Source organism: Lentzea roselyniae (assembly GCF_039537795.1).
Classification (GTDB): Bacteria; Actinomycetota; Actinomycetes; order Mycobacteriales; family Pseudonocardiaceae; genus Lentzea; species Lentzea atacamensis.
Window position 1 is genome coordinate 164,039 of record NZ_BAABBE010000006.1, and the last position, 26,320, is coordinate 190,358.

Annotated in this window: 24 protein-coding genes and 1 tRNA gene; 17 read left to right on the forward strand and 8 right to left on the reverse strand. The window is 65.6% G+C overall.

Features of this window, described 5'->3' with window-relative positions:
• Nucleotides 1-122: 122 nt before the first annotated feature.
• A complete protein-coding gene (locus ABFX45_RS12725) occupies nt 123-359 on the reverse strand; it encodes a hypothetical protein (protein WP_346129835.1) in 237 nt (78 codons plus the stop codon).
• Nucleotides 360-1,014: 655 nt separating this feature from the next.
• Between ABFX45_RS12725 and ABFX45_RS12730 the strand changes: the two genes are divergently transcribed.
• Both ABFX45_RS12730 and ABFX45_RS12735 read left to right on the forward strand, forming a co-directional pair.
• On the forward strand, nt 1,015-2,001 hold the full coding sequence (locus ABFX45_RS12730; RefSeq protein ID WP_346129837.1) for an AAA family ATPase: 987 nt from the start codon (nt 1,015-1,017) through the stop codon (nt 1,999-2,001).
• 10 nt (nt 2,002-2,011) lie between these two features.
• Nucleotides 2,012-4,378: a S8 family peptidase gene (locus tag ABFX45_RS12735; RefSeq protein WP_346129839.1), complete on the forward strand. Its 2,367-nt coding sequence runs from the start codon at nt 2,012-2,014 to the stop codon at nt 4,376-4,378.
• 29 nt (nt 4,379-4,407) lie between these two features.
• On the opposite strand, the gene ABFX45_RS12740 is transcribed toward ABFX45_RS12735, so the two are convergent.
• From ABFX45_RS12740 to ABFX45_RS12750, 3 genes are read right to left on the reverse strand one after another with little or no spacing between them, the layout of a single operon-like run.
• A complete protein-coding gene (locus tag ABFX45_RS12740; protein ID WP_346129841.1) occupies nt 4,408-4,881 on the reverse strand; it encodes an NUDIX hydrolase in 474 nt (157 codons plus the stop codon).
• A 58-nt stretch (nt 4,882-4,939) separates the two neighbouring features.
• Entirely contained in the window at nt 4,940-5,644 is a 705-nt protein-coding gene (locus tag ABFX45_RS12745; protein ID WP_346129843.1) for an HAD family hydrolase, read from the reverse strand.
• Nucleotides 5,641-6,483, reverse strand: a complete 843-nt coding sequence (locus ABFX45_RS12750; RefSeq protein ID WP_346129845.1) for a GntR family transcriptional regulator — start codon at nt 6,481-6,483, stop codon at nt 5,641-5,643. The genes ABFX45_RS12745 and ABFX45_RS12750 overlap by 4 nt, the downstream gene beginning before the upstream one ends.
• Before the next feature lie 194 nt (nt 6,484-6,677).
• Between ABFX45_RS12750 and ABFX45_RS12755 the strand changes: the two genes are divergently transcribed.
• The 9 genes from ABFX45_RS12755 (at nt 6,678) to ABFX45_RS12795 (ending at nt 13,469) form a co-directional block, all read left to right on the forward strand.
• Entirely contained in the window at nt 6,678-7,154 is a 477-nt protein-coding gene (locus tag ABFX45_RS12755) for a hypothetical protein (RefSeq protein WP_346129847.1), read from the forward strand.
• A 2-nt stretch (nt 7,155-7,156) separates the two neighbouring features.
• Complete coding sequence (locus tag ABFX45_RS12760; protein WP_346129849.1) at nt 7,157-7,423, forward strand: hypothetical protein; 267 nt, start codon at nt 7,157-7,159, stop codon at nt 7,421-7,423.
• Nucleotides 7,423-7,698 carry a hypothetical protein gene (locus ABFX45_RS12765; RefSeq protein WP_346129851.1) on the forward strand — a complete coding sequence of 92 codons (276 nt, stop codon included), beginning with the start codon at nt 7,423-7,425 and terminating at the stop codon, nt 7,696-7,698. The genes ABFX45_RS12760 and ABFX45_RS12765 overlap by 1 nt, the downstream gene beginning before the upstream one ends.
• A 2-nt stretch (nt 7,699-7,700) precedes the next feature.
• Nucleotides 7,701-8,165, forward strand: coding sequence for a hypothetical protein (locus ABFX45_RS12770; RefSeq protein ID WP_346129853.1), 465 nt, complete (start codon nt 7,701-7,703; stop codon nt 8,163-8,165).
• A 530-nt stretch (nt 8,166-8,695) separates the two neighbouring features.
• Nucleotides 8,696-8,986, forward strand: a complete 291-nt coding sequence (locus tag ABFX45_RS12775) for a hypothetical protein (RefSeq protein WP_346129855.1) — start codon at nt 8,696-8,698, stop codon at nt 8,984-8,986.
• The gene (locus ABFX45_RS12780; protein WP_346129857.1) at nt 8,983-10,446 is read left to right on the forward strand and encodes an FtsK/SpoIIIE domain-containing protein; all 1,464 of its coding nucleotides are present in this window, start codon (nt 8,983-8,985) and stop codon (nt 10,444-10,446) included. Before ABFX45_RS12775 ends, ABFX45_RS12780 begins: the two co-directional genes overlap by 4 nt.
• On the forward strand, nt 10,443-12,047 hold the full coding sequence (locus tag ABFX45_RS12785) for a replication initiator (protein WP_346129859.1): 1,605 nt from the start codon (nt 10,443-10,445) through the stop codon (nt 12,045-12,047). The genes ABFX45_RS12780 and ABFX45_RS12785 overlap by 4 nt, the downstream gene beginning before the upstream one ends.
• 16 nt (nt 12,048-12,063) lie before the next feature.
• Nucleotides 12,064-12,258, forward strand: a complete 195-nt coding sequence (locus tag ABFX45_RS12790) for a helix-turn-helix domain-containing protein (RefSeq protein ID WP_346129861.1) — start codon at nt 12,064-12,066, stop codon at nt 12,256-12,258.
• Entirely contained in the window at nt 12,258-13,469 is a 1,212-nt protein-coding gene (locus ABFX45_RS12795) for a tyrosine-type recombinase/integrase (RefSeq protein WP_346129863.1), read from the forward strand. The genes ABFX45_RS12790 and ABFX45_RS12795 overlap by 1 nt, the downstream gene beginning before the upstream one ends.
• A gap of 82 nt (nt 13,470-13,551) precedes the next feature.
• On the opposite strand, the gene ABFX45_RS12800 is transcribed toward ABFX45_RS12795, so the two are convergent.
• Nucleotides 13,552-13,624 (reverse strand) — tRNA-Lys (locus tag ABFX45_RS12800).
• A gap of 204 nt (nt 13,625-13,828) precedes the next feature.
• On the opposite strand from ABFX45_RS12800, the gene ABFX45_RS12805 reads away from it, so the two are divergent.
• From ABFX45_RS12805 to ABFX45_RS12815, 3 genes are all read left to right on the forward strand, one after another.
• Nucleotides 13,829-14,902, forward strand: coding sequence for an aldo/keto reductase (locus tag ABFX45_RS12805; protein WP_346129865.1), 1,074 nt, complete (start codon nt 13,829-13,831; stop codon nt 14,900-14,902).
• 98 nt (nt 14,903-15,000) lie between these two features.
• Nucleotides 15,001-16,119, forward strand: a complete 1,119-nt coding sequence (locus ABFX45_RS12810) for a serine hydrolase domain-containing protein (RefSeq protein WP_346129868.1) — start codon at nt 15,001-15,003, stop codon at nt 16,117-16,119.
• Entirely contained in the window at nt 16,116-17,138 is a 1,023-nt protein-coding gene (locus ABFX45_RS12815) for a serine hydrolase domain-containing protein (protein ID WP_346129870.1), read from the forward strand. Before ABFX45_RS12810 ends, ABFX45_RS12815 begins: the two co-directional genes overlap by 4 nt.
• On the opposite strand, the gene ABFX45_RS12820 is transcribed toward ABFX45_RS12815, so the two are convergent.
• Both ABFX45_RS12820 and ABFX45_RS12825 read right to left on the reverse strand, forming a co-directional pair.
• Nucleotides 17,139-18,050, reverse strand: coding sequence for a CobW family GTP-binding protein (locus ABFX45_RS12820; RefSeq protein WP_346129872.1), 912 nt, complete (start codon nt 18,048-18,050; stop codon nt 17,139-17,141).
• A gap of 15 nt (nt 18,051-18,065) precedes the next feature.
• Nucleotides 18,066-18,860, reverse strand: a complete 795-nt coding sequence (locus ABFX45_RS12825; protein WP_346129874.1) for an LLM class F420-dependent oxidoreductase — start codon at nt 18,858-18,860, stop codon at nt 18,066-18,068.
• A gap of 116 nt (nt 18,861-18,976) precedes the next feature.
• Between ABFX45_RS12825 and ABFX45_RS12830 the strand changes: the two genes are divergently transcribed.
• From ABFX45_RS12830 to ABFX45_RS12840, 3 genes are read left to right on the forward strand one after another with little or no spacing between them, the layout of a single operon-like run.
• Nucleotides 18,977-19,507 carry a hypothetical protein gene (locus ABFX45_RS12830; RefSeq protein ID WP_346129876.1) on the forward strand — a complete coding sequence of 177 codons (531 nt, stop codon included), beginning with the start codon at nt 18,977-18,979 and terminating at the stop codon, nt 19,505-19,507.
• Nucleotide 19,508: 1 nt separating this feature from the next.
• On the forward strand, nt 19,509-21,434 hold the full coding sequence (locus tag ABFX45_RS12835) for a flotillin family protein (protein ID WP_233439098.1): 1,926 nt from the start codon (nt 19,509-19,511) through the stop codon (nt 21,432-21,434).
• Nucleotides 21,431-25,843, forward strand: coding sequence for a DNA repair ATPase (locus ABFX45_RS12840; protein ID WP_346129878.1), 4,413 nt, complete (start codon nt 21,431-21,433; stop codon nt 25,841-25,843). Before ABFX45_RS12835 ends, ABFX45_RS12840 begins: the two co-directional genes overlap by 4 nt.
• Here the strand turns inward: ABFX45_RS12840 and ABFX45_RS12845 are convergent.
• Entirely contained in the window at nt 25,840-26,301 is a 462-nt protein-coding gene (locus ABFX45_RS12845; RefSeq protein WP_346129880.1) for a hypothetical protein, read from the reverse strand. The genes ABFX45_RS12840 and ABFX45_RS12845 overlap by 4 nt on opposite strands.
• Nucleotides 26,302-26,320 lie beyond the last annotated feature (19 nt).

A 26,320-nucleotide genomic window follows, 5' to 3' on the forward strand; every position in this document is an offset into this window, starting at 1 on the left:
TCGATCTTGTTCCTCTGATCGCCCGCACCTCTGCCCTCATCCCGACACTGAGCCTAGAACGCGGCCGGTGACGTTGGGTCAAGGTACTCGTTCCAGCCTTGGCACAGCGTCGCCGGCCGTTGTCATGCTGGCACGTCGGGGTGCTGCTCCTCATGCGGCAGGACCTGGTCGATCCAGGCAAGCAACCTGGGCAACGCCTTGTCGGAGCTGTAGCAGTCTCGGTCGGTACCGAGCACCTGTGCTTCAAGATGAGGCCACCCCATCCGCAAGGCGTTGTAGTGCGCTTGGCCCTCGCGCTGGTCGGGGTATTGCCGCATGATCTCGTCCACGAGATCGAGGTACCTGCTGATCGCGTCCACTACGCCTCCCTCAAGTGAGGCTAGCTCGATGACCACCGACGTCGACATCGACGCGGGCTGGTGCTCATTCCGCTCGTTCCGCAGCCCGGCTAGCCCCTTGATCGGTGGCAAGGCGGCGAAGCCGTCGCGGCAGTCGAGCGCCAGGACAGGCAGTCCGCGGTGACCCTGACGGCGCTCGTAGGGAGCCGCTGGTCAGCATGGCTCTATGTGTGAGGCCGTCAGTGGGGCAAGGCCGGAGGACGGCGCGCAGCGCCGCCCGGCCGACCGGCGCAGCGAAGCGGATGCCGGGAGTGCCGGGATGGAAGGTGTTCGCCGTACGCGCGGAGCGTGCCGCCAGCGGCGGCCTTGATCCCGTAGAGCCCAATTCGGCAGAACCACGCGACACGCGCGGTCAGCTGGCACAGCTGTCAACGACGCGAAGCCTTGCCGACACCTAGCCGAAGATGATCACTGCCTGCGGCTGGTTCGGGAGGACGGTGGCGTAAGTCGCCTGCCCACGTCGCTACTAGATCGTTGCTGGTAGGACGTGTCGGACGTCCCCGGAGTATCCTCGATGTATTTCCCTCAAGATCTACTGATTTGATCCAGCGCGCTTCGAGCGGTGAGATGGGACGATGGTGTAAGTAGGGATCTACTGTGTGGAAGGGATGCAGGTATGGCGACGGCTGAGCTCATCGCTGAGCTGGTTCGTGCCCATACCCAGGGCGACGAGCGTAGATGGCTCAATATCCTGTCGCAGTTGATCGCTGCCGAGTCTCGTGCTGGGCACACTCGGCAAGCTGCGCGGTTGCGAGAGCTACTGGCTGAAGCACGTGAGCAGACATCCGCCCAGAGCAGGCGATCTGATCGACCGATTCAGCTAGCTCGCGCACCGCGAGACTTGGCCGACGTGCTCGACGTCCGCTACAGCGACGTGAAGCTTGCCGACCTTGTATTGCCTCCAGCGTTGCGTAGCAGCGTGCAACGCATCCTCGATGAGCAACGGATGGCTAGTCGCCTTGCTGAGCATGGGCTTAGCGCGCGCCGTCGGCTGCTGATGTATGGCCCACCTGGGTGCGGCAAGACGATGACAGCTCATGCGCTGGCCGGCGAGTTAGCTTTGCCGCTCGCGCGAGTACGGCTCGAAGTGTTGTTCAACAGATACCTCGGCGAGACTGCCGCTACCTTGACCGACATCTTCGATCACATCAGCCGGGTGCGGGCTGTCTACCTCTTCGATGAGTTCGATGCCCTGGGCAAGCATCGAACCGACGAGTTCGACGTAGGCGAGGCGAAGCGAGTAGTCGGAACCTTCCTCCAGCTACTGGATGCTGATCACAGCGATAGCCTGATTGTTGCTGCTACAAATCTGGGTGGTTCGCTCGATCACGCGCTCCTGCGGCGTTTCGACGATGTACTGAACTTTCCTCCACCGACTGAACAGGCGATCAACACCCTCCTCAGGCGGCTCCTGCGATCCGTCTCGATCAGTGCGGACGACATCAAGCAGCTTGCTAAGCAGAGCAAGGGTTTGTCGTTCGCCGAGGTGCGTGCGGCAGTTGATAACGCGCGTAAGGCAGCGATCCTTCTTGACCACCAACAGCCGTCGATCGAACACATCGCGGCCGAGCTGAGCGCACGGGTGCGAGGAGATAGTTTGTGACGGGGCTTGCATGATCCGGACAGGTTTGCCCCTGATCCGTGTGGGCCACGCAGCTCAAGAGGCTTACCGCGGCTACGGCGGCAGTAAGCCCAAGCCTCCGCCTGCGCGTACACGCGCCCAACACGCCGCAAGGCTTCTGCGTTCCCTCGATGCGATCAACCAAGCTCAAGTTGATCCGCAGGACAGGGCGCCACGCAGCGAAGGCCAGCTCATTGCGGCACAAGGGGTTGACCTCGTCGACTACGCCGATCGACTAGGCGACAAGCGGTCAGAAGCGGTCCTGGTTGCTGTCAACGAGGGGCAAGCCCTTGTCCACCTACGCAGCGACTCTCGGGCGCTGCGTAGGAAGATCGAGCGGTACAGGGACACCAACACGAAGTATGGCGCGCCGGCAAATCAGCCGCTGATCGCGCGTATCGAAGACTTGCGGGTTCCGACACTGTCCGACCTGAGCCTTCGAGAGTTCAGCGAGGAAGACATTGAGGCTGGCCAGGTCTATTGGGTCGAGTTGTGGGCGCGCGGTGGGCGTCTTGAGTCTGATGAGGACCGTGCTCGGGTAGAGGACGAGATTCACTGGTTGGCACAGTTGGGCGGTCACCACGGTGTGCCCGCTCGATTTGAAGGTGTCGAGCGCGACATCTTCCTTACTCGGCTGTCCGGTGACGTGCTTTCAGAGCTACCTGGTCTGGTACCCGAGGTCTACGAGGTGCACCTCGCGCCAAGGGTGCGTTTGGTTGAAGCGCTGTTGCAAGGTGAGGAAACCGCTGCCCCACCTGTCGCCGTGGGAGAGGTCTCCGACGATGCGGCCGTCGTCGCCGTCCACGACACCGGCATCAGCTCGGGCCACCCGTACCTGCGTCCGGTCGTTTGCGGAGCGGCCAGTGTTATACCGGATGAACCGGACGTAGCTGACCGACATGGCCATGGAACCGAGATGGCCGGCATTGCGGTGTATCCGGACTATCTGCAAGGCGTTGCCTCTGGGCTGTTGCAACCGCAGAACCGAGTCGTCGGTGTTCGTCTGATTGCGACGCCCGGTCAAGGTCCTCAGGATGACGATCCAGGCTTGTGGGCAGCACGAACTGAGAACGCAGTGTTGGCTGCCGAAGAGCTAGCAGGTGACGCCACAGTTGTGCATAGCTTGAGCGTTGGCGCGGACAACCCAACTGGTGTGCGCACTGCGTGGTCGGTTGGTGTAGATCAGCTAGCTTGGAACGGTGGCGTCGGCAGATTGATCGTTGTTGCCGCAGGCAATCTCGGCGATGAGCGGATAGCTACACACGCTGATGACTATCCGGTGGCAAACCTCGGTGAGCCGATGGACCAGCCTGCACAGGCGTGGAACGTACTGACTGTCGGTGGTTACACCGCGCTGACCGGGCAACCGGCTACTGGAACAGGTAACTACCCGCCGGCACTTGCGCCGCCTGGTGGGCTTAGTCCTTATAGCAGCACAGATGTAGGTGGTGCGGGGCGTCCGATCAAGCCAGAGATCGTTAAGGAAGCTGGAAACACTGCGCCGGGTGGTGGTCTGCCGAACGTTGGTGCCGAGCACCTGTCGTTGTGGACAACTAGTCACCGCCATGCGAGCGGTAGGTTGAGCACACAGACTTGGGCAACCAGTCCAGCAGCAGCATCCGCAGCGGCCGATCTTGCTGTGCTCGCCCGCAAGCAACCCTCGATCGGCTTGTCCGCACTTCGCGCTCTGTACGTCCACAGTGCAAAGTGGACTTCGGCGATGATCAGCCAGTTCGCTGATCGGAGAGACCGATTTCGCGCAGTCGGCTACGGATTGCCGAATCTAAGGACAGCAAGCGGCGCGGACAGCAACCGTCCGGTGTTTGTGTATGAAGGTGAGCTTGCGCCCGCTGGTAGGCAGGTTCAGCTGCTTCAGATCCCCTTGCCTGAGCAAGTTCTAGCTGATCACGCGGAAAGTGGTGTGCGGCTGACGGTCACGCTTTCCTGCTTCGTTGAGGCGACGGAAAACCTTGACGGACGGCGCTACGCGGGTGGTCGGATCAAGTGGGAGATGCAGGGGCCAGCTGAGAATGAGGGGCAATTTAGGCGCAGGATCAACTCTCTTGCCCAGAAGCCCGAAGGAAGTCATCACAAGACCAGTGGGTACAACTGGAGCGTGGGGCCGCTGCTCCGAAGTCGTGGGACCGTGCAGCACGACTATGTCGAGCTATCGGCAAGCGAGCTGGCTGGCGACAGGTTGCTTGCGGTGTACCCAGTACTCGGGTGGTGGGAAGATCGCGAAGTAACCCGGAATCTGAAGATCCCGTACGCAGTAGTCGTCAGTGTCGATTTTGGCTCTGAGGATGTGGACATCTACGCGGCCATTGAGGCTGGTGTTGCGGCCTCCGTTAGTACCTGAGTGGGCAAAGCATGATGAACAGGAACCCGTCACACCGCGAAGTAGGGTGCTGATCGCGTCTCGAAGCCGTGCTGGATTCGGAGTCGGATCGATGGGTGGATGTTGAGCGCGTCGAGGTCCCCGCGGTTGACCCAGTGCACTTCGCTTGACTCGGTGCTCGTCCGCAGTTCCCCGCCGGTCGGTTGTGCTCGGAAGCAGATGGAGAACTGCTGCCGAACCTCGCCGTCGGTGTACGCGATGATGTGCTTGGGGTCTGAGTACACGCCGACTATGTCGACGGGTTCGACGTCAATCCCGGTCTCTTCCTTGACTTCGCGGATGACGGTCTGGCCGATGGTCTCGCCGACATCCTGCGCCCCGCCAGGTATCGAGTACAGGTCATTGTCGGTACGCCGGATCATCAACAGCCGGCCGTGCTCGTCCCGCACGAACGCGGTCACCGCCACGACGATGTTGGTCGCCTTGGGGGCGTTCGGGTCGTTGTAGTGATCAGTGCGCGCCATACCAATCTGCCTACCAGCTCTGCGGCTGCTTGCCGTCGCCCTACTGGTGGACCTGCGGTCAAAGCGCGTCCTTGAGCAGAGTCATGTCCGTGACGATGACCTGTGGACCCTTAGTTGTGAACAAGTCGGCCTTGCCGGGCCTGTTGGCGTAACCGATGACAGTTGTCCCGGCGGCATGGGCTGCCTGGATGTCGGTAAGCGAGTCGCCGACGAGCACGCACCGCGAGGGAGTGATCGTTAGCTGGTCGGTCGCCTGCCGCAGGAGGAACGGGTCTGGCTTCAGGCGCGCAGGATCCGAATCAGCGCGCGCAGACACGTAGTCGACGTACGTGCTCAGCTCGTGCAGGTGGAGGTACGTCTCGACGGCTGCGACGCTGTTGTTGCTGACGACGGCCACTTTGCGGCCGAGGTCGTGCGACGCCCGGATGAACTCGTGGGTGCCCAATGTGGGCTCGGCGCTGGCGACGGCCTCGACCTCGTGGGCGCGCATTGCGGCCTCGACATACTCGGCTTCATCGTCGCCAAGTGTTGCGGCGTAATAGAGAACTTCGAACGGGTCCTCGGTTTTCTCGATCTCGGCAGGCAGCTCGTCGTATCCACCCTCGGCCAGAACGCGGCGAAGCTGGTCCGCGACGAGGTGCGCGGGGAAGCCAGCGAAGACACCGCAGATCGGGCCGTCGAAGTCCAAGAGCAGGGCATCGGCATTGGCCAGGACGCCCCGCAGAACCTCGGGATCGTTGACCGGAACCCGTTCGGGGCTCACCGCTTGTACTCCGTGCTGATCGTGTTCCACATGCTTTCGAACCACGTGCGAGCCTGGTCGACGTACTGACTGCCGGTGCTGGTGTCATCGTCGGTGATCGAGTGCTGGAAGAGGATGGCGTCCTTGCCCATCAGGTCGTAGATCGCCTGCGGCTCACCGCCAAGAGACAGCACGTGCTCGCGAACCGGGTAGAAGCCGAAGAACGCTTCCTCGTTGTTGATCAGGTAGAGCTTGAACAGTGGAGCGGTCGGGTGGACGCGTACTTCCGCCGTTGCATCTTTGACGAGTCCAAGCGCTCCCAGCTCGGTGACGTTGTCGACGATCGCGAGCGTGTGCCGACGCATGATCTCCTCGGCGCGCTTGCGGAACGCCGGGCTGTCAGCGCGTTCGTCCACGGTGACTGGAACGGACCACGGCACGCCAGGGTCTGGAACGAGGATGCGCACGTGAATCGAGGCGGGGGTGAGTCGGCCGATGCGGATCTTGTCCAGCGGCTCTTGCATGATGCCGTGCAGCGTTTCGCCGGAGAAACCGGCGAAATCGATCGTCACGTGCTCGGCGTCGAACGCGCGCTCGATGTGAGGCCGGAGTCCAACCGGTCGTTCGGTGCGCTCACGGACGAACACACCGCTGCCTTGCCTGGACACGATCAGGCCTTCGTCGCGCAGTTCGCGCAGCGCGTTCTGCACGGTCATCGGCGCGACTTCGTACTTCTTCGCAAGTTCGGCGCGTGAGGGCAGCTTGTCACCAGGCTTGAAAACCTTGGTCAAGATCGCAGCGCGAAGGGCGTTCGCTACCTGCACATACGGCGGTCGTGGGTCATCTGGATCCAGTGCCATGTGAGAGCCGCTCCTTCATAACTTCGTCCCGATACGCGGACAAAGTTATGAGACATCGCGACACCTTGTCTAGCCCGCCTAGAGAGCTAGCTCACCTGCGCAAACGCCAACTTGCTTGACTTGGCTAGACAGGCTAGCTACGTTGTGACTTGTCTAACCCGGATAGCCGGGCTAGCAGAGCAGCGGAGGCAGTGATGGCGATTCCCTACGGCACGCGGTTCGAGACCTCGTTTGACCAGGTCTTTCCAATGGGCGCGCTGATGGTTGGGGAGGTTGTGGCGGACCTGGAGTACATGAGTCAGGAGGACCGGGCTCGTGGTCGACAGGCCAAGCAGAAGGTTGATGAGCGGTCAGGCAAGCGTCAGTGGAAGGTCGTGGTCACCGATCCGTCTGCGGAGAAGGAACGCGATGCGTCGCTAACGGTGACGGTGCTGGCCGAGGTGCAGCCCGTGCCACCGCACTCGGTGCAGGTCATGCCCGGCGTTGAGGTGCGGCCGATCGCGTTCGAGGGGCTGACGGTTGAGCCGCGCGTCATGGGCGACCGGTTCAAGTACCAGGGCTTCACGATCCGAGCGACGGGCATCACTGCGCCGCAGACGGGTGCGGCTCCCAAGCGGGAGAGCAAGCCCGCGGGTCATCAGAGCCAGACCGAGCAGAAGCCGGCGGCCTAACTGTGGCGCGGCCGTCCCGTGAGGCGGTCGCCCGGTGGAACACCGCGTATGCCGAGCAGACAGCTGCCCTGTTCGAGGCGTCCAGCACGGGCGACAAGAACGCGCTGATCCGCCTTGCTCTCGGCTACTCGGCTGTGGCGCAGGCGTGGCGAATCTTGGCCGCTGACTTGGCGGTGCCGCTTTGGGCTCGTCACGCCTGCTCCATCGCTGCCGAGGAGTTCGAGCGCCGCGCGCGGCTTGAACAGTCCCGTTTCGGGGAGGAGTCGTGATGTTGAAGCTCTTGGTCTCGCCGGGGCCGGAGGCGTCGGCGGACATCGTGCCGTGGCCTGATTTGACCGCTGCGGCTTACTGCCTGCGGTTGAACCTCGATCCGGCGCAGATCGCTATTCACATGCCGGACGGGCCAGATGGTCGGGAGCAGTTGGCGGCCTTCCTGCGGAAGTTGTCGCAGCACGCCGGCTTGTTGGCCGCGGTGCTGGACCCGGCGAACGGTGCTGGCTGGGTGGGCAACATGCCTGAGCAGCTCAAGAAAGAGCGGGGCTAGCCATGCTCGAAGAGGTCGATGAGCGGTTCGGCATCGTGCCCTACGAGATCGCCCGCGACACGACGTCGCAGCTCGTGCTTGTGGCCATGCTCGACGAGCCGTGGGGCAGGTGGAACGTGGCCACGCTGGCGGCGAAGCTCAAGCTGCCCATGCCGGACGTGCGGGAGAGCTTGAACGCCCTCGTTCAAGTTGCCGTGGTCGAGCGCATGTCGTTCGAGCTGGTGCGGACTGAGTACAAGGGGCGGGCGTTCTGCGTGGCTCCGTTCGGGCTGCGGGCGGCGCGCTGGATGATCCGGGCCAACTTCGACGCCCTGCACCCGCTTGCTGCGCAGCTCGGGTTGTCAGTGCGCAGGGCGCTGGGGTTCGGCTCGGTCCTCGACGGGCGCAGTTGTGACTGCGGTCGTTGCTGCTGCGGGCTTCCCGGCCCGTCCACGGTCGAAAGCGTGTCGCTTCGTCTGAAGCGGTGAGGCGATGTCTCCGCGTCCCCTGGCTCGGTTGATGTATGCGATGAACCTGACGGCCAAGCACCCGGTGACCGGGCGGGTCCGGATGGAGTGGCGGGACTGCTCGCGCTGCCTTGGCGGCGGTTGGTTCCGCAAGACAGAAAGGCGGCCGCTCTGCTCCTGGTGCAGGGCGCTCGCGAAGAAGCTCGCAGAGCACTGATCGACAACTGAACAACAAGTGTTGGTGTGTCGCACGGGAAACAGTCCAAGTCTTGGCGGGCCTCGACTGTTCCCCGGCGACTTACACCGACTCGATCAACCTTGCTTTCTTTGCGCCACAAGGAGATTCGAGCCATGCAAAGCGTATCGCCACACGTATGTGGCACGTCAAGTCGGGGTGGCCGTCCGTCTGAGTGGAAACTCCGGAACGGTCGTCAGTGCCAGTTCTGTCACCGGTTCGGTGTGTTCGCACCCGGACAGGTCAAGTGCTGCCGCTGCCTCGGATGGCTGCCGCTGATCTTCATCGTTCTCGTCGTAGACGGCGGTGACGCGCGATGAACACCGCAGAGAAGTACGCACGCTTCGTCGCGATGATCGCGGCCAAGCAGGACGTCGACCGGTACCGCGTCGTGCTCGACAACGGGCACGTGGAAGGGATGCTGCTGACCCTCGCTCAGGCTGAGGGCTTCGAGTGCCTGTCTTGCAAAGTGTTGTGCGGCACGGGAACCAAGGCGTTTCGTCCGGTCGGTCACGCCGAACCGCTTGGCTTCGATGCTCCGGGCGTCGGCAGGGTGTTCCGGTGCGTGGACTGTCTCGACGGTGTTCGGGGCGGTGAGGTGCGATGAAGGCGCACAGGTGGGTTGATCCGGCTCCGTTCGAGGGCTACCGGCCGCGCGTGCCCTGGTGGGCATACCTGCCGTGGTGGCTGAACCTCGTCATGCTGCCGTTCGCGCTCGCGTGGCTGTCGGTTCGGCTGGTTGTGCGGCTCGGACTTGTCGCGGTGCGCTACCCGGTGTCCGTGGTCGGTCTGCTGACGGGATGCTTGTTCTACGTCTACGTCGGATGGTGGGGAGTCGCCTTTCTCGTCCTCTCACTCGCCGGTGGCTTGACGATCTGGGCGGGCCTTCACCGCTCTTCTTTCCTTCGACACGGCTGGTACCGGCTGTTGACGGAGTGGCGGCGGCTCACGGTCTACGTGCCGCAGTGGCGCACTGTTATGCGTTTGGCTGAGCTGACGAAGGACAGCCGCGGGAGGGAGTACAGGCCGAAGCTGCGTCGCGTCCGTTCGGAGGGCTGGCGGGACAAGGTCCGCGTGCGAATGACCCCTGCACAGTCTCCGGAGCAGTGGGAAGCACGGCGAGACAACCTCGCGCACTCGTTCAACGCGCAGTCATGCCGAGTGCGTGTGATCCGGCCGAGCGTGCTTGAGCTCGACTTCATCCACTCTGACCCGCTGTCGCGTCCGGTCTCAGTTCCGCCGCTCGCCCAAGCAGGCGAAGTCGACCTCAAGCGCGTGGTCGTCGGTCGCACGGAGACCGGTAAGTCCTGGCGGCTGAAGCTGCTGGGCTCGCAGGTTCTCGTGGTCGGCGTGCCGGGTGCGGGCAAGGGCTCGGTGCTGTGGTCGATCGTCTGGCAGCTCGCCCCGGCCATCAAAGCCGGCCTGGTTCGCCTCGTCGGTATCGACCCGAAGGGCGGCATGGAGCTGGGCCAGTGCCCGGACGCATTCGAGAAGGTCGTCTACGACAACGGGCCGGAAGCCGTTGCCCTGCTTGAAGAAATCGCCGCAGAGGTCAAGGAGAGGGCCTCTCGCTATCGGGGCATCCGGCGGCTCTGGGCGCGTAGTACGGGTGAGCCGTTCACGGTTCTCATCGTGGATGAGCTGGCTGATTTGGTCGCTTACCAGTCGGACCGAAACCTCCGTGAGCGGGCGACGCGTGCCGTTCAGACGATCACTTCCCAGGGACGTGCACCCGGCTACGCAGTTGTCGGTCTGGTCCAGGACCCGCGCAAGGAGATCGTGGGCTTCCGGCATCTGTTCACGACCCGTGTGGCGCTTCGGCTCGATGAGCCGGTGCAGGTGGACATGGTCCTGGGCGATGGCGTTCGGCAACGTGGTGCGGCTGCTCACGAGATCAGCGAGAACACGCCCGGTGTCGCCTGGGGCAAGGAAGACGGGCAGCGCGAACCGGAGCGGGCGCGGGCCTTCAACGTCACGGACGCGGACTTGGTCGAGCTGGGCGTCTACCTCGCCCCGGCCACCGTGCACGAGTTCCCGGAGCGGTCTGAGGGGAGTGCGGCGGCATGACCGAGTACCTGAACCGCTCGGAGCGGATGAAGCAGCCGGCCGCGCTCGATGTCGCTCGGGCCGTTGCCACGGAGCACGGAGTCTGCGTGCGGCCGCTGGCCAAGGAACGGATCGACCTCGACACCGGACGCGTGGACATCGTGCCCGTGCCGTGTGGCTCGACGGTCGCGAGTGTGTGCCCGACCTGCGCTGAGAAGAACCGGCGCCTGCGGATGGCGCAGTGCCGTGAGGGATGGCACCTGACCGAGGAACCGGACTTCACACCGGACGCTCCGAACGAGGATCAACAGGAGTTGACCGCCTACCGGGCGGACCTGGTCAAGGCCTTCCGCCTGGCCCTCGATGAGGGTGACGAGGTCGGAGCGGAAGAGGTGCGTGACGAGGTCGCAGAGGTTGACGCAGAACTTCGGCAACTCGGAGTCCGCGGTTCGCTCCCGTCTCTGGAGATCCCGCTCAAGGCGGCTCGGAAGCGATCGACCAAGCGTCGCCAGGACGCTGCGAACCTGCCTCGCCGACCGGTCAGCAAGCGCACGGTGGGCAAGGTCTTCGGCGGCAAGTACCAGCCCTCGACGTTCCTCACGCTGACGCTCGACACCTACGGCAAGGTCCGAAACGACGGCACCCCGGTTGATCCAGTGACGTACGACTACCGGCGTGCTGCTCGGGACGCGGTGCACTTCGCGGCACTGCTCGACCGGTTCATGCAGAACCTTCGGCGCTGTGTGGGCTGGGACGTCCAGTACTTCTCTACGGTCGAACCCCAGCGGCGCCTTGCTCCGCACTGGCACGCGGCGGTCCGCGGAAGCATCTCCCGTGCTGAGCTGCGGGCGGTTGCTGAGGCCACGTACCACCAGGTCTGGTGGCCTGCGCATGACGAGATCAAGTACAGCGGCGACAACATGCCGTTCTGGGACGTGCGGGCCAAGTCCTTTGTCGATCCGCAGACGCGTAGGGCCTTGCCTAGTTGGGAAGACGCGCTTGATGAGGTCGAGCGTCCAGCTCACGTCGCCCGGTTCGGGGTGCAGGTGCACTCCAAGGGCATCCTCGGCGGCACGGAAGAGGCCGGCCGTCACATCGGCTACCTGACGAAGTACCTCACCAAGAGCATTGATGAGTGCTTCGAGGCCCAGACAGCTCGCCAGGAGGACCACGCCGAACGGCTGTGCGCTGAGCTGGCCGTGACGCCCTGCTCTCCGCAGTGCGCGGTGTGGCTGCTCCATGGCGTGCAGCCTCGCGGGGCTCGGCTGTCCACGGTGCCGGGCAAATGCAAGGGCAAGGCGCACAAGCGGACCACGCTCGGTGTTGCTGGGCGGCGGGTCCTGGTCTCGCGGAAGTGGTCGGGCAAGTCGCTGGCGGATCACAAGCACGACCGCAAGGCGTTCGTTCGGCAACTGCTCGCGGACGTCGGGATCAAGCCCGAGGACGAACCGCAACGGCTGGTCTGGAACAACCTCCAGCCTGGTGACCCAAACGTGCCTCCGCGGTCGCACCTGCTGTTGAGCGCTGTCGCGGAACGTCGCAGGTGGAAGGCCGAATACACGGCCGCACTGCTCGCATCCGCCGGACCGCCAGAAAGTTCGGCAACTCCGCAAGCTGCTTGATCTAGGGGGAGAAATCATGGAAGCACGCGAGTTTGAGCCACTGTGGACAGTCAGCGACGTTGCGGCCTACCTGAACGTCCCGGTTCACACGCTCTACGGCTGGCGAACGAAGAACTACGGCCCGCCTGCACGGCGGTTGGGCAAGCACTTGCGGTACCTGCCGTCCGAGGTGCGGAGCTGGTTCGAGCACCTGCTTGAGGAGGCTGCCTGATGGGACGGCCACCTCTCGACATCGGCACCTACGGTGCGATCCGTTGCTACCAATCGGAAAGCGGTTGGCGTGCCCAGACGAACTATCGCGACTACGACGGCCACACACGGCCGGTGCAGCGGCGCGGGAAGACCAAAGCTGAGGCTGAGCGGAAGCTCAAGAAGGCGTTGGCTGAGAGGAAGGCCCCTGTGGGTGATGGGCTTACGCCTGACAGCCGGTTCAAAGAAGCTGCCGCTCTGTGGTTCGGCAAGTTTCAGGCGCTCGCAGACGCCGGCAAGCGGTCGCCTGGCAGCGTCGACACGTACCGGAGCATTCTTGATCGGCACGTGCTGCCTGGCCTCGGTGAGCTGCGGATTCGTGAGATGACCGTGGCGCGGATCGACGCGTTCCTTCAGGCGTTGTGGCGGTCGGTCAGCGTCGACACTGCTAAGACGGCTCGATCGGTGCTCTCCGGGGCGCTGCGCATCGCGGTGAGGGACAAGGCGCTCGACACCAACCCGGTCCGCGAGACGGATCGGCTGGAGGCTGGGCGCAAGAAGAGTCCGCGGGCGCTCACTCTGGAAGAACGGATCTTGTGGCTCGAAATGCTGGAGTCGGATGAGCAGGCGGTGAAGTGGGACCTTCCTGACCTGTCGCGCTTCATGATGGCGACCGGTGTCCGGATCGGTGAGGCGTTGGCGGTCTACTGGGAGGACGTCGACTTCGAGGCCGGCACGGTGGCGGTGAACTACACCGTGATCCGGGCCAAGGGCATCGGGCTCATCCGGAAGTCCACGAAGACGGAGGCTGGAGAGCGCACGCTTCCGCTGCCTCGGTGGGCGCTGGACATGTTGAAGCGGCGGTATGCGGTGACCCTCTTCCCGAACGGGCCGGTCTTCCCCAGCAGCCTCGGCGGTCTGCGTGATCCGTCTAACGCTCGGAGGGACCTCCGCAAGGCTCGCGGCGGGGAAGAGTTCGCGTGGGTCACCTCGCACGTCTTCCGGAAGACGGCGGCCACCATCCTCGATGAGGCGGGGCTCTCCGCTCGACTGGTCGCGGATCAGCTCGGCCACGCCCGGCCCTCGATGACACAGGACGTCTACTTCGCTCGCAAGGTGGTGGACAAGAGGGCTGCCGACGCTCTTGAGGGCGCGCTCGACAAGCCGAAGGAAGACGCTGTCGAGGGCGAAGAAGACCAGGTCGAGGACGGTCCGCCTGATGCCGCAGCTTGAGAGTCAGAGGCGTAAAGCGTGCCAAAGGTGTGCCAGCGCTCCGGGCATGAGAAACGCCCAGGCCGTTGACCTGGGCGTTCAGTGGGCCGCCAGGGACTCGAACCCTGAACCCGAAGATTAAAAGTCTCCTGCTCTGCCAATTGAGCTAGCAGCCCTCGCCGCGACAGCCTACCGATCGTGGTCGGCGGGTGTCGCACGGGTTGCCAACCTCACGGTTGACGGATCTCGCCAACCCAAACGATCACGAGAGCGGCAGTGGGAGGATTAGGCAAGAACGAGAGCGGATGCAAGTACCGCTGACCACTCAGAACCGGCTTCCATTGGAGTACGCCAGCACACCGACTCCGAGGAGCCAGCACATGCCGCTCAACCACTACGTCACCCTGGGCCGATCCGGCCTCCGAGTGAGCCCGCTCGCACTGGGCGCCATGACCTTCGGCGAGGACCCGGGATCAGCCGGCTGCAGCGTCGAGGAGTCAGGGAAGATCCTCACCGCCTACCTCGACCGCGGCGGAAACTTCATCGACACCGCCAACTTCTACACCAACGGCCACTCCGAGAAGATCCTCGGCGACTACTTCCGCAGCCGCGGCAACCGCAACCGGGTCGTGCTCGCCTCCAAGTTCTTCTTCAACATGCACCCCGGTGACCCCAACGGCGGCGGGGCCGGGCGGAGTGCCATCCGCAAGCAGCTCGACGAGACGTTGCGGCGGCTGCGGACGGACTACCTGGACCTCTACTGGCTGCACAACTGGGACCGGAACACCCCGATCGAGGAGACCATGAGGGCCCTCGACGATCTGGTGGGATCGGGCAAGGTGCGGTACCTCGGGTTCTCCAACGTGCCGGCCTGGGTGACGGCCAGGGCGCAGACGATGGCCGAGCTGAACCGGTGGACGCCGTTGATCGCGTTGCAGGTGGAGTACTCGTTGCTGGCGCGGACGGTGGAGGGCGAGATTGCGCCGATGGCACGGGACACGGGGATGGCGCTGGTGCCGTGGAGTCCGCTCAAGAACGGGTTCCTCAGCGGCAAGTACAAGAGGAACGTGCAGGTCAGCGACTCGGCGAGGGTCAAGTTCGTCAATGCGCCCACCGAGGACGACTTCAAGGTCATCGATGTGGTCACCGCGATCGCCGAGCAGCACGGCACCACTGAAGCGGCTGTGTCGCTGGCCTGGCTCCGGGCGCGGGAGGGCACTGTGGTGCCGATCATCGGCGCGCGCAAGCTCGAGCACCTGGAGAGCAACCTCGAGGAGGTCACGCTCAGCCAGGAGCAGATCGACGTGCTCAACGACGTCTCCGCGCCTGACCTCAACTACCCCGCGCCGCTGCACGGCGAGCTCAGGGCCATGTTGCAGTTCGGCGGCACGACGGTGGACGGCGAGGCGTCGGGCGTCTACCCGCCGTTGCTCCAGAGCAGCGTTCGCTACTGAGGTAGAGCCTGCTCCACCTGATCAACGGCAGCGCACGTGACTGTGCGAGAAGCCCGCAGTTGGAAACCTGTGTTCAAGCCGAAAAGGGGAGGCACAGGATGAAGAAGACGCTGGTAGGAGTGCTGGCAGCGGCCATGCTGTTCACGGGAACGGCCATGGCCGCGCCTGCGACCACGGTGCAGAAGCAGCTTGACGGGCTCACCAAGCAGCACGAGTTTCCGGCCGCGCTCGCGACCACCACCGAAGGCAACGGCAGGACGACCGCGTACACGTCGGGCACGGCCGAGCTGGGCAAGAACGTGCCGGTGCCCAGGAACGGGCAGGTGCGGGTCGGGTCCAACACCAAGGCGTTCGTCGCCGCCGTGGTCATGCAGCTCGTCGCGGAGAAGAAGGTCGAGCTGGACGCGCCGGTCACGAAGTACTTGCCCGGCGCGATCAAGGACGAGCGGATCACCGTCCGGCAGCTGCTCAACCACACCAGCGGGCTCGCGAACTACACGCAGTACATGGGGCTCGACAAGTTCGAGGAGCTTCGGCACCGGTACTTCGAGCCGCGCGAGTTGCTGGACATCGGCAACGCGCACCCGCCCACCCACGAACCCGGTGCGAAGTTCAAGTACAGCAACACGAACTACGTGCTGCTGGGCTTGCTCATCCAGAAGGTCACCGGCCGGCCGGTGGCGGAGAACGTCGACCAGCGGATCGTCAGGAAGCTCAACCTCCGCGACACCTACTGGCCCGGCGTCGGCGAGCAGGACATCAACGGCAAGCACCCGCACGGGTATGCCAAGACCGGTAACGGTGTCGAGGACGTCACCGAGCTCGACCCCTCGTGGGGCTGGGCGGCCGGGCAGATCATCTCGACGACCAAGGACCTCAACGCCTTCTACCGCGGCCTGCTCAAGGGTGATCTGTTGCCGCAGAAGGAACTCGACGAGATGCGCAAGACCGTCGACACCGCGGGAGAGATGTGGCCGGGTGTCAGGTACGGGCTCGGCATCGCCAGCTTCTCGCTCACGTGCGGTGGCCAGTACTGGGGTCACGGCGGCGACATCCACGGGTACGAGACGCGGGGTGGTGTGACTGAGCAGGGCAGGGCGTTCGCCGTTGCCGTCACGGCATTGCCCGGCACGTTCTCGGACACGCCGGAAGAAGCGGCGAAGGCGCACGATGCGGTCCTGGCCACTGTGGACAGTGCTCTGTGCGGTGCGAAATGATGTTCGTAGCGGCACTGACAGCTCTGTCGCTGGCGATTCCCCAGCAGCTGGACCAGATCGTCCAGGAGGGCACGCCCGGCGTGGAGGCGCACGCCAACGGCCGCAACTTCGCCGCGGGCAACGCGCCGGTCAACGGCAGGGTGCGGATCGGCAGCATCACCAAGTCGTTCGTGGCGGTGGCGACGCTGCAGCTCGTGGCCGACGGCAAGGTCGAACTCGACGGGCCGGTCAACAAGTACGTGCCGCAGGTCAAGGACAGTCGCGTCACCGTGCGCCAGGTTCTGCAGCACACCAGCGGATTACCGGACTACACGCGAGCCCTTGGTGTCGCCAAGATCGGTGACGTGCGGAACGTGCACTTCGAGCCGCACGAACTGCTGGACGCGGGGCTGAAGCAACAACCGTCGTTCCAGCCCGGCGAGAAGTACGAGTACAGCAACACGAACTACGTCGTCGCCGGCCTCCTGATCCAGAAGGCGAGCGGGCGGCCGGTCGGCGAGGCGATCCAGGCCGTCATCAGCAAGGCCGGACTCGACCACACGTACTGGCCGAACCAGGGCGAGCAACGGATCCGGGGCAGGCACGCCCGCGCGTACGCGTTGAGCGACCTGCAGGACCCGAAGTCGGAAGTCGTCGACGCCACCGAGTTCGACCCGTCCGTCGCCTGGGCGTCCGGTGCGATGGTCTCCACGCCCGCCGATGTCGCCAAGTTCTACAAGACGCTGCTCAAGGGTGGTCTGCTGCCTGCGAAGCAGCTCGACGAGATGCGCAGGACCGTCGCCGTCGACGAGAAGAGCGCCTACGGGCTCGGCCTGGAGAGCACCAAGCTGAGCTGCGGCGGGGTCTCGTGGGGGCACGGCGGAGCGATCCACGGCTGGGCGTCGCTCGGTGCGGCCACCGACAACGGACGCAGTGCCGCGGTCACGCTCACCGCGCTGCCCGGCACGTTCGGCAAGGATCCGGCCAGGACGTACCAGCAGATCGTCCAGGTCATGGACACCGCGCTCTGCAAGAAGTGATCACTCGCGGGCGTACCGGAGCACCCAGAGCATGTCCTGCTCGGTGACCGGTTCGTCCGCGATGCACGCCCAAAGCCAGTCCGTCAGCGAGTCCGGATCGATGCCCGCCCCGATCAGCACCAGCTGAGTCGGGGCGTCGTCGACTCGGGTGAACGAGATGTACCCGCCGACGACGTGCAGCATGAACGTGCCGTGCTCGAACCGGGCGAAGCCCTTGGCGCGGAACAACCCCTCGGGCCGCGCCTGCAGGAAGTCCATGAACAGCTTGGGATGCAGGAACTCCGAGGACTCGAACGTCACGCTGTCGTAGGAAGCGTGCGCGTGCGTCGAGTGGTCGTCCAGATCGTCGAACGACAGCTGGCGCGGGCCCATGTCCGGTGGCCGCACCTCGAACAGCAACGCAGGGTCGATCCGCCCGTACGACACGGGCAGCACCGGCGCCTCGCAAGGCAGCGACGGCAACGAGTCGACCCGGTCGACCTTGTTCAGCACCACCAGATCTGCCAGCGCGAGGTCGCGGTCCAGATGCGGCACGGCGCCGAGCTCGACGGCGTCGACCACGTAGATCAGCCCGCCGTACTCGACGCCTGGCGCCTGCAGCACCATCCTGATCAGCGTCGACGGCTCGGCAAGGCCGGACGCCTCGATCACGATGACGTCGAGGTCCGCCGAGGCCAGCTTCACCAGCATGGCGTCCAGCTCGGTGCCGTCCACCGCGCAGCACAGGCAGCCGTTCGACAGCGACACCATCGAGTCGACCTGCGCCGACACCGCGAACGCGTCGATGTTGATCCGCCCGAAGTCGTTCACCACGACGCCGATCCGCGTGCCGCCTGACGTGCGCAGCAGGTGGTTGAGCAGGGTGGTCTTGCCGGAGCCGAGGAAGCCGGCGAGCACTACGACGGGGATCACGGCCGTCCAGGCTACCTACCGCAGCGCGATCAGCTTCGCCAGTGCCTCGTCCAGCGGCATGTCGGTCGCCGCGGGGAACACGATCAGCTGGTCCACGCCGAGGTCCTCGTACTGCCGCACCACCGACGCGTCCAGCGGAGCCGTCGCGACGATGTTGATGGCCAGTGCGCCGAGTTCGTCCGGTCGTTCGGTGACCGCGGAGAGCCGGCGGATGCGCTTCAGGTTCGCCGCGGTCTCCTCGGGGGTGCCGATGCCGATCCACGCGTTTCCGCGCGTCAGTGCACGTCGCAAGGCCCCGTCGGAAGCTCCGCCGACGGCGATCCTGACGTTGGAGGGCCGCGGGTGGGCGTCGATGCCGCTGAACGACACGTGTTTGCCCTCGAAGGACGGCTCGGGTGAGTGCCACAACGCCCGCATCGCGTCGATGTACTCGTCGGTGCGCTGGCCGCGGCCCGCGAACGGCACGCCGACCGCGGCGAACTCCTGGGGCAGGTAGCCCGCGCCGACGCCGAGCGTGAACCGGCCGTTGCTCAGCACGTCGAGCGACGCCACCTGCTTCGCGAGCACCACAGGGTTGCGCTGCGGGAGGATCACGATGCCGGTGCCCAGCTCGAGCCGGGTCGTGGCCGCGGCCACGAAACCCAGGCTGACCAGCGGGTCGAGCAGCGGCGTGTCCGGCTCCGACGGCGACGGGTCGACCCGCGGGCTCGGCAGCACGACGTGCTCGGACGTCCACCAAGACCGGTAGCCGAGCTGTTCCACCAGCTCCGCCAGGCGGAGCGTTTCGGCGGGGGCGATCGTGTCGCCCATGTTCAGTCCCTGAACCCCCATGTCCATGATCACTTCAACGCGATGGTGGCGTCGGTCATTCCCCCGGACTCAACAAATCCGCCTCACGAGGCATTGAGTCAGCAAGAAGGGGGGCGATGATGACCGAGTTCGTGGCTGCCGCGCTGGCTTTTCCGACGGTGTTGTTCAGCTTGCTGGTGCTCGTGGTGCTGGCGTACTGGCTCACGGTCGCGTTGGTGGGCCTGGACTTCGACGCCCCGGTGCTGCCGATCTCGATCTCGGTCTTCGTCGTGATCACGTGGTTCGCCGCGCTGGTCGGCACGGTGCTGACGCCGGAGGGCAAGCTCCGCTACGCCGTCCTCGCCGGCGCGCTCCTGGTGGGCGCGTTCCTCACCAAGATCGTCCTGATCCCGGTCAGGAACTGGGCGAAGCCGGAGAAACCCGCCTCCCGCAACGACTTCGTGGGCCGCACGGCGATCGTGAAGACGACGCGGGTCACCGAGAACTACGGCCAGGCAGAGGTCACCGCCGACGACGGCGGAACGGCTGTTGTGCAGGTGCGAGCCGCGAGCAGCACCGAACTGAAAGCGGGTGAAACCGCGCTGATCTTCGACTACGACGCGGAAGGCGAGTTCTTCTGGGTCGTGGACATCACCACAGGGGGCTGACATGGGTGCGATTTCAACGGGGCTGCTCGTGCTGATCGCGGTGATCGTCGTCGTGCTGATCTTGGCGATGATCACGCTGAGCAGGCTGTTCAAGAAGTGTGAGCAGGGCAAGGCGCTGATCGTCTCGAAGATGCGCAAGGTCGACGTGACCTTCACCGGCACGGTCGTGCTACCGGTGCTGCACAGATGCGAGACGATGGACATCTCGGTGAAGACCATCGAGATCCGCAGGGCCGGCAACGAGGGCCTGATCTGCCGCGACAACATCCGCGCGGACATCCGCATCACGTTCTTCGTGCGGGTCAACAAGACCGTCGAGGACGTCATCAAGGTCGCGCAGGCGATCGGCACCGAACGCGCGAGCCACGAGGCGACACTGCAGGAGCTGTTCAACGCCAAGTTCTCCGAGGCGCTCAAGACCGTCGGCAAGCAGCTCGACTTCGTGGACCTCTACACCCACCGCGACGAGTTCCGCGACCGGATCGTCCAGGTCATCGGCACCGACCTCAACGGCTACAGCCTGGAGGACGCGGCCATCGACTACCTGGAGCAGACGCCGCTCAAGCAGCTGGACCCGGCGAACATCCTGGACGCGCAGGGCATTCGCAAGATCACCGAGCTGACCGCGATCGAGCACGTCAAGACCAACGAGTTCACCCGCAACGAGGAGAAGGAGATCACGCGTCAGAACGTCAGCGCGCGTGAGGCGATCCTCGAGCTCGAACGGCGCCAGGCGGACGCGGAGATCAGGCAGAAGCGCGAGATCGAAACCGCCCGCGCGCAGCAGGAGGCGGAGACCCAGAAGGTCCAGGCAGAGGAACGCCTCAAGGCCAACACGGCGTTCATCCGCACGGAGGAGCAGCTCGGCATCCAGGCCGAGAACAAGGCACGCGAGATCGCCGTGGCGGAGAAGAACCGCGAGCGCGTGATCGCCGTCGAGACCGAGCGCATCGAGAAGGACCGCCTGCTGGAGGTCATCGCGCGTGAACGCGAGACGTCGCTGCGCATGATCGAGAAGGACAAGGAGCTCGAGCACGAGCGCCGCGCCATCGCCGACCTGGTGCGCGAGCGGGTCGCGGTCGAGAAGACCGTGGCCGAGCAGGAGGAGAACATCAAGCGGCTGCGCGCGGTCGAGGAGGCCGAGCGCGAGCGGCAGCAGATCGTGATCATGGCGGAGGCCGAGGCGCAGCAGTCGCTGGTCAAGGACATCAAGGCCGCAGAGGCCGCGGAACAGGCCGCGCAGCACAAGGCTCGCGAGGTCGTCGTGCTCGCCGAGTCCCGCCAGCAGGCCGCGGATCTAGACGCCCGCGCCAAGATCCGGCTCGCCGAGGGCATCCAGGCCGAGACCGCCGCGGCCGGCCTCGCGAACGTCCAGGTCAGGGAACGCGACGCCGAAGCCATCGAGAAGGTCGGCCGCGCCGAGGCCGTCGTCGACCGCGAGAAGGCCCTGGCCGACGCCGAGGGCATCAAGGAACGCCTCAAGGGCGAGGCGGAAGGCCTGTCGCACAAGGCGGAGGCGATGGCCGCGCTCGACACCGCGACCCGCGAGCACGAGGAGTACCGCCTGCGCCTGGAGGCCGAGAAGGAGATCAGGCTCAGGGGCATCGACGTGCAGCGCCAGATCGCCGAGGCGCAGGCGATGGTGCTGGCCGCCGGGCTGGAGAAGGCCGACATCGACATCGTCGGCGGCGACACGATGTTCTTCGACAAGATCGCCAGTGCGATCACCGCCGGCAAGCAGGTCGACGGGTTCGTCGGCAGCTCGGACGTCGTGCAGGCGCTCGGTGCCAAGTGGATGGACGGGTCGCAGAGCTTCCCCGAGGACCTGACCAGGATCCTCAGCTCGTTCACCACCGGTGACGCGCAGAACCTCGCGGCCGCGCTGGCCCTGACCCAGATGGCCAAGGTCAACGGGCAGAACGCATGACGCAACTCGACGCCGGCACCTACGAGGTGCTGCGGGCCCGGCTGGCCGAGCAGGCCACCGGGCTCGCCAGGAGCACCGAGGCGCTGAACGACCGGCGCGTCGAGACGTTCGGCAGCACAGCGCTCGAACTCGTTGCCACCGAACGGATTCGCACCGAGAACAACTGCGTACCGCGCGACATCGTGCCGCTCGGCGACCTGATGCTGTTCGGCTACAACGTGTTCATGGGTCTCAAGCCCGAGACGACGGTCAACGACGTCTTCGCGGTCCACGGCAAGGACTTCGGCGCGGTCGAAGCGGAGTTCCTGAACGATCATAGGTTCCGCAACGACTTCGCCGAGCTCTACCGGTACTACCGCGACACGCGGCTGCTCCAGCTGCGGATCGTCGAGTCACGGCTGCTCGCGGTGTTCCAGACCGGTGCGCGGATCGAGGACATCCGCGTGCTGCGGTGGGACATCGCGGTCGACGGCACGGTCACCTATCTCGACAACCGCGGCGACCGCGACCACGTGTTCCCGCCGTCGCACGACGTCACGTGGGTCGAGACCACCCGTGAGCAGCACGTGCTCGGCCGCCACCCGCACATCGCGATCGAGAACGAGGTCTTCGTCGAGACGGTCGGCGGCACGCTGACCGTCAAGATCGAGAACAACACCGAAACCGGCGAGGGCGTCTACGAGGAGCCCGTCGACGAGCCGCTGCAGAGCCTCGCGGACGCGGACGTGCACTACGCCCGCGTCGGTCCCCTGATCCTGCTGCGCATCCGCCCGTACAACGAGACGGTGTGGCGGCACCTGGTCTTCAACACCCGCACCAAGGCGGTGGCGCGGCTCGATGGCATCGGCCAGGCGTGCCAGCGGCTGCCGGAGGACCAGGGGATCATCTTCCCCGGCGGCTACTACCTCGTCACTGGCGCGGACAAAACGTTCGACATCGACACGAACGACCTGGAGTTCGAGCGGGTCATCCGGTCGGCGAACGGCGAGGACGTGCTGTTCGTCTACCACGCCCGCCGCGAGGGTCGCAGCTTGTTGTTGCCCTACAACGTGATCCGCAAGGAGGTCGCCACCCCGTTGGTGTGCCACGGCTACTCGCTCTTCGCCGACGGCACGCTGGTGATCTTCCGCGAGACCGGCTCCGAACCCGTGCGCGTGCACCCGATGCAGGTCTGGCGCACGCCGTTCCTGCAGGACGAGGTGCTGCCCGAGCAGAAAGGCCCCCTCGCCCGCATCGGCAACGCCGAACTCGTCCGCGGCATCTCGGACTGCCTGAGCATCACGCGCATGGCCGCCGAGATGACCCCGAACGCGCCGGTGTTCGAGGGCCTGATCGCCCTGTGCACCAGGGTGATCGACAGCGTCCACTGGCTGGCCGATTTGGGGCTGAGGGAAGACGTCCTGGCCGTCCGCGCCACCGCGGAACAGGTGCTGGACGAGTTCGAGGCCGTCCGCAAGCTCACCGAGCACGCCGCCGAGCAGCTCCGCACCGCTTCCGAGAAGCTCGCCTCGCTGGTCCGGCTGGCCAGGTCTGCGGCGCCGAGGAGTGCCGACGAGTGGGTCCGGCTGCTGGCCGACCTGCGGTCCGCCCAGGGCCGCCTGATCACCCTCAAGGACCTCAGGTACGTCGACCTCGGCGAGATCGACCGCCGCGAAGCCGAGCTCGTCGAGGAACTGGGCGCGTCAGCACGCCGCGCCGTCGCGTTCCTCAGCGGTGAGGGCGCGTTCACCCAGTACCACGAGGAGATCGACCAGATCGCGGCCGCGGAGCTGAAAACCGCCGCCGAGGCGAAGCCGTTGCACGAACGGCTCGCGCAGCAGCAGGCCGGCCTGGAGGTGCTGACCGAGGTCGTCAGCACGCTCGACGCCGCCGACACGACCACCCGCACGACGATCCTCGCGAGCATCGGCGAGGTCCTGGCCGCGGTGAACCGCGCACGCGCCACAGTGGACGGTCGCAGGGCTCAGCTCGCCTCGGCGGAGGGCCGGGCGGAGTTCGCCGCCGAGTTCGCACTGCTCGGCCAGGCCATCACCGGTGCGCTCGCGGCCGCGGACAGCCCGCAGCGCTGCGACGACCAGCTCGGCCGGTTGCTGCTGCAGCTGGAGAACCTGGAGTCGCGATTCGGCGAGTTCGACGACTTCCTCGCCCAGATCGGCTCCAGGCGCACGGACGTCTACGAGGCCTTCTCCGCCCGCAAGCAGACGCTGCTCGACGAACGGGCGCGCAAGGCCGACAGACTCGTGCAGTCGGCCGAACGCGTGCTCGGTACGATCCGCCGTCGCGTCGGGAAGCTCACCTCGACCGACGAGATCAACACGTACTTCGCCGGTGATCCCATGGTCGCCAAGGTCCGCAACGTCGCGAACGAGCTGCGCCGGCTCGGCGACGTGCGGGCGGACGAGCTCGACGCGAGTCTGCGCGATGCCCGGCAAGAGGGAGGCCGGGCACTGCGGGACCGGGCCGATCTGTACGACGGCGCGTCGATCGTGCTCGGTCGTCACCGCTTCCCGGTGACGACCGAGCCGATGAACCTCACCCTGGTGCCGCGCGACGGCCGGCTGTTCTACGCGGTCACCGGCACCGACTACCGCAGCGAGGTCACCGACCCGGAGTTCGCAGGGACGAAGAGGTTCTGGGACCAGCTGCTGGTCTCGGAAACGCAGGACGTCTACCGGTCCGAGCACCTCGCCGCCTGCCTGCTCGCCGAAGGCCGCACCGACGTCGCCAACGCCGCTGCCGAACGCTACGACGAGGGTTACGAGAAGGGCGTCCACGACCACGACGCCGCGAAGATTCTCGCGGTCCTGCAACGACTTCACGCCGGTGCCGGACTCCTGAGGTATCCGCCGGCGACCCGTGCGGCAGCGCAGATCTTCTGGTCCGAACAGCCGGAAGGCCAGCGGGCGGTGTGGGCGCGCAAGGCCGAGTCACTGGCGCGTGCGCGTACGATTTTCGGTGGCACCCATGGCATTCCGGAGCTGACAAGGCAGTTCGGCCTGGACGAACTGGCTTCCGAGTACCTGTTCGAGGAACTCGCCTGCGAGCCGAAGGGATTCGTCACCAGCAAGGCCGCCCGCGCGGTGATCGACAGATTCCGCGCGGTGGTGACCGAGGACCTGTCCGATCGCGACCTGATCGAGGCGTGGCTGCGGGCGTTCCTCGGAGACGAGGACTGCCCGGAGTTCCCCGAGGTCGTCGCCGTCCTCCTCACCGACCTGCCGCGCTACGACTCCAGCGCCGCGCTGACCGAGCCGGTCACCGGCCTGCTCGGCACGCATCCCAGGATCGAAGGTCAGTCGATGGAGCTCCGCCTGGACGAGACCCTGACCAGGCTGCGCCACTTCCACCGCGAACAGGTCCCCGCGTTCCGCGCCTACCAGCGGCAACGCGACGAGCTCATCGCACAGGAACGCCGCCGGCTCCGTCTCGACGACTACCGCCCGGCGGTGCTGAACACGTTCGTGCGCAACCGGTTGCTGAACGAGGTCTACCTGCCGTTGATCGGCGACAACCTCGCCAAGCAGCTGAACGACGGCACGGGCCTGCTGATGCTGATCTCCCCGCCCGGCTACGGCAAGACGACGCTGATGGAGTACGTCGCGAACCGCCTGGGCATGGTGTTCGTCAAGGTCAACGGCCCCGCGCTGGGCAGCGGCGTCACGTCACTCGACCCGGAGGAGGCACCGAATGCCACGGCCCGTCAGGAGGTCGAGCGGATCAACTTCGCGTTCGCCCTGGGCAGCAACGTTCTGCTGCACCTCGACGACATCCAGCACACATCGCCTGAGCTGCTGCAGAAGTTCATCTCGTTGTGCGACGCACAACGACGCGTTGACGGCGTGTGGGACGGCGAGGCACGCACGTTCGACCTGCGGGGCAAGCGGTTCGCGGTGTCGATGGCAGGGAACCCGTACACCGAGACGGGCCGCGCCTTCCGCGTTCCGGACATGCTCGCGAACCGCGCGGACGTGTGGAACCTCGGCGACGTGCTGTCCGGTCGCGACGCCCTGTTTGCGTTGAGCTACCTGGAGAACGCGTCCGCCGCCAACCCGACGCTGAACGGCGTCGACGTGGAACCGTTGGTGCGACTGGTGAACGGCGAGAGCGTCCGCCACGAGCACGAGACCGTCGAGCTGGAACGGATGCTGTCCGTGGTGCGGAAGCTGCAGAGGATCCAGGAGGTCGTGCTCAAGGTCAACCAGGAGTACATCGCGTCGGCGGCGAGCGGTGGCTCGTTCCTGTTGCAGGGCAGCTATCGCAACATGAACCGGATGGCGGCCAGGATCGTCCCGGCGATGAACGACGACGAGGTCGAGGCGTTGATCGACGACCACTACCTCGGCGAGGCCCAGCTGCTCGGCACCCGAGCGGAGGAGAACCTCCGCCGACTGGCCGAGTTGAAGAGCTAATCGCAGTCGAAGTCCAGCTCGTCGAGCTCGCGGCCCTTGTGGTCGCGAAAATCGATCAGGTGGTGGTTCTCGACGTACTCGCACAGCTCCTTCGGCGTGAGTGGCCACGGCAGGCAGCGCTCGAAGTACTTGTAGTCGCACCGCAGCAGGTCGAGGACGTCATGTGGCCGCGACGTCGTCGTCGGCACCGACGAGGTGGGCGCCGGCTTCTGCCGGGGAAGCGGTTTGGCGGCCACCGGAGGAGGTGGCGGTGTGGTGGTGGTGACCACCACAGGACCGACGGCGGAGACGGTCGTGGTGGCGGTGGCGGTGATGGTCTCCGGCGGCAGGGGTGGCGGAGCCACCAGCCGGATGTCCACCGGTTTGTCCGGAGGGGCCGCGAACAACGCCGCGACCAGGGCAGCGCCCATCACCGCCACCGCGGCTGCCAAGTAGCCGCGGCGTCTGACACGAGTCATCGCTTTCGCTCCCCAGGTT

Excerpts from the sequence above, each read along its gene's own strand:
- ABFX45_RS12730 (WP_346129837.1), top strand. The coding sequence starts at position 1,015 with ATGGCGACGGCTGAGCTCATCGCTGAGCTGGTTCGTGCCCATACCCAG.
- ABFX45_RS12735 (WP_346129839.1), top strand. The coding sequence starts at position 2,012 with ATGATCCGGACAGGTTTGCCCCTGATCCGTGTGGGCCACGCAGCTCAA.
- ABFX45_RS12740 (WP_346129841.1), bottom strand. The coding sequence starts at position 4,881 with ATGGCGCGCACTGATCACTACAACGACCCGAACGCCCCCAAGGCGACC.
- ABFX45_RS12750 (WP_346129845.1), bottom strand. The coding sequence starts at position 6,483 with ATGGCACTGGATCCAGATGACCCACGACCGCCGTATGTGCAGGTAGCG.
- ABFX45_RS12755 (WP_346129847.1), top strand. The coding sequence starts at position 6,678 with ATGGCGATTCCCTACGGCACGCGGTTCGAGACCTCGTTTGACCAGGTC.
- ABFX45_RS12765 (WP_346129851.1), top strand. The coding sequence starts at position 7,423 with ATGTTGAAGCTCTTGGTCTCGCCGGGGCCGGAGGCGTCGGCGGACATC.
- ABFX45_RS12770 (WP_346129853.1), top strand. The coding sequence starts at position 7,701 with ATGCTCGAAGAGGTCGATGAGCGGTTCGGCATCGTGCCCTACGAGATC.
- ABFX45_RS12775 (WP_346129855.1), top strand. The coding sequence starts at position 8,696 with ATGAACACCGCAGAGAAGTACGCACGCTTCGTCGCGATGATCGCGGCC.
- ABFX45_RS12780 (WP_346129857.1), top strand. The coding sequence starts at position 8,983 with ATGAAGGCGCACAGGTGGGTTGATCCGGCTCCGTTCGAGGGCTACCGG.
- ABFX45_RS12785 (WP_346129859.1), top strand. The coding sequence starts at position 10,443 with ATGACCGAGTACCTGAACCGCTCGGAGCGGATGAAGCAGCCGGCCGCG.
- ABFX45_RS12790 (WP_346129861.1), top strand. The coding sequence starts at position 12,064 with ATGGAAGCACGCGAGTTTGAGCCACTGTGGACAGTCAGCGACGTTGCG.
- ABFX45_RS12795 (WP_346129863.1), top strand. The coding sequence starts at position 12,258 with ATGGGACGGCCACCTCTCGACATCGGCACCTACGGTGCGATCCGTTGC.
- ABFX45_RS12805 (WP_346129865.1), top strand. The coding sequence starts at position 13,829 with ATGCCGCTCAACCACTACGTCACCCTGGGCCGATCCGGCCTCCGAGTG.
- ABFX45_RS12810 (WP_346129868.1), top strand. The coding sequence starts at position 15,001 with ATGAAGAAGACGCTGGTAGGAGTGCTGGCAGCGGCCATGCTGTTCACG.
- ABFX45_RS12815 (WP_346129870.1), top strand. The coding sequence starts at position 16,116 with ATGATGTTCGTAGCGGCACTGACAGCTCTGTCGCTGGCGATTCCCCAG.
- ABFX45_RS12825 (WP_346129874.1), bottom strand. The coding sequence starts at position 18,860 with ATGGGCGACACGATCGCCCCCGCCGAAACGCTCCGCCTGGCGGAGCTG.
- ABFX45_RS12830 (WP_346129876.1), top strand. The coding sequence starts at position 18,977 with ATGATGACCGAGTTCGTGGCTGCCGCGCTGGCTTTTCCGACGGTGTTG.
- ABFX45_RS12835 (WP_233439098.1), top strand. The coding sequence starts at position 19,509 with ATGGGTGCGATTTCAACGGGGCTGCTCGTGCTGATCGCGGTGATCGTC.
- ABFX45_RS12840 (WP_346129878.1), top strand. The coding sequence starts at position 21,431 with ATGACGCAACTCGACGCCGGCACCTACGAGGTGCTGCGGGCCCGGCTG.
- ABFX45_RS12845 (WP_346129880.1), bottom strand. The coding sequence starts at position 26,301 with ATGACTCGTGTCAGACGCCGCGGCTACTTGGCAGCCGCGGTGGCGGTG.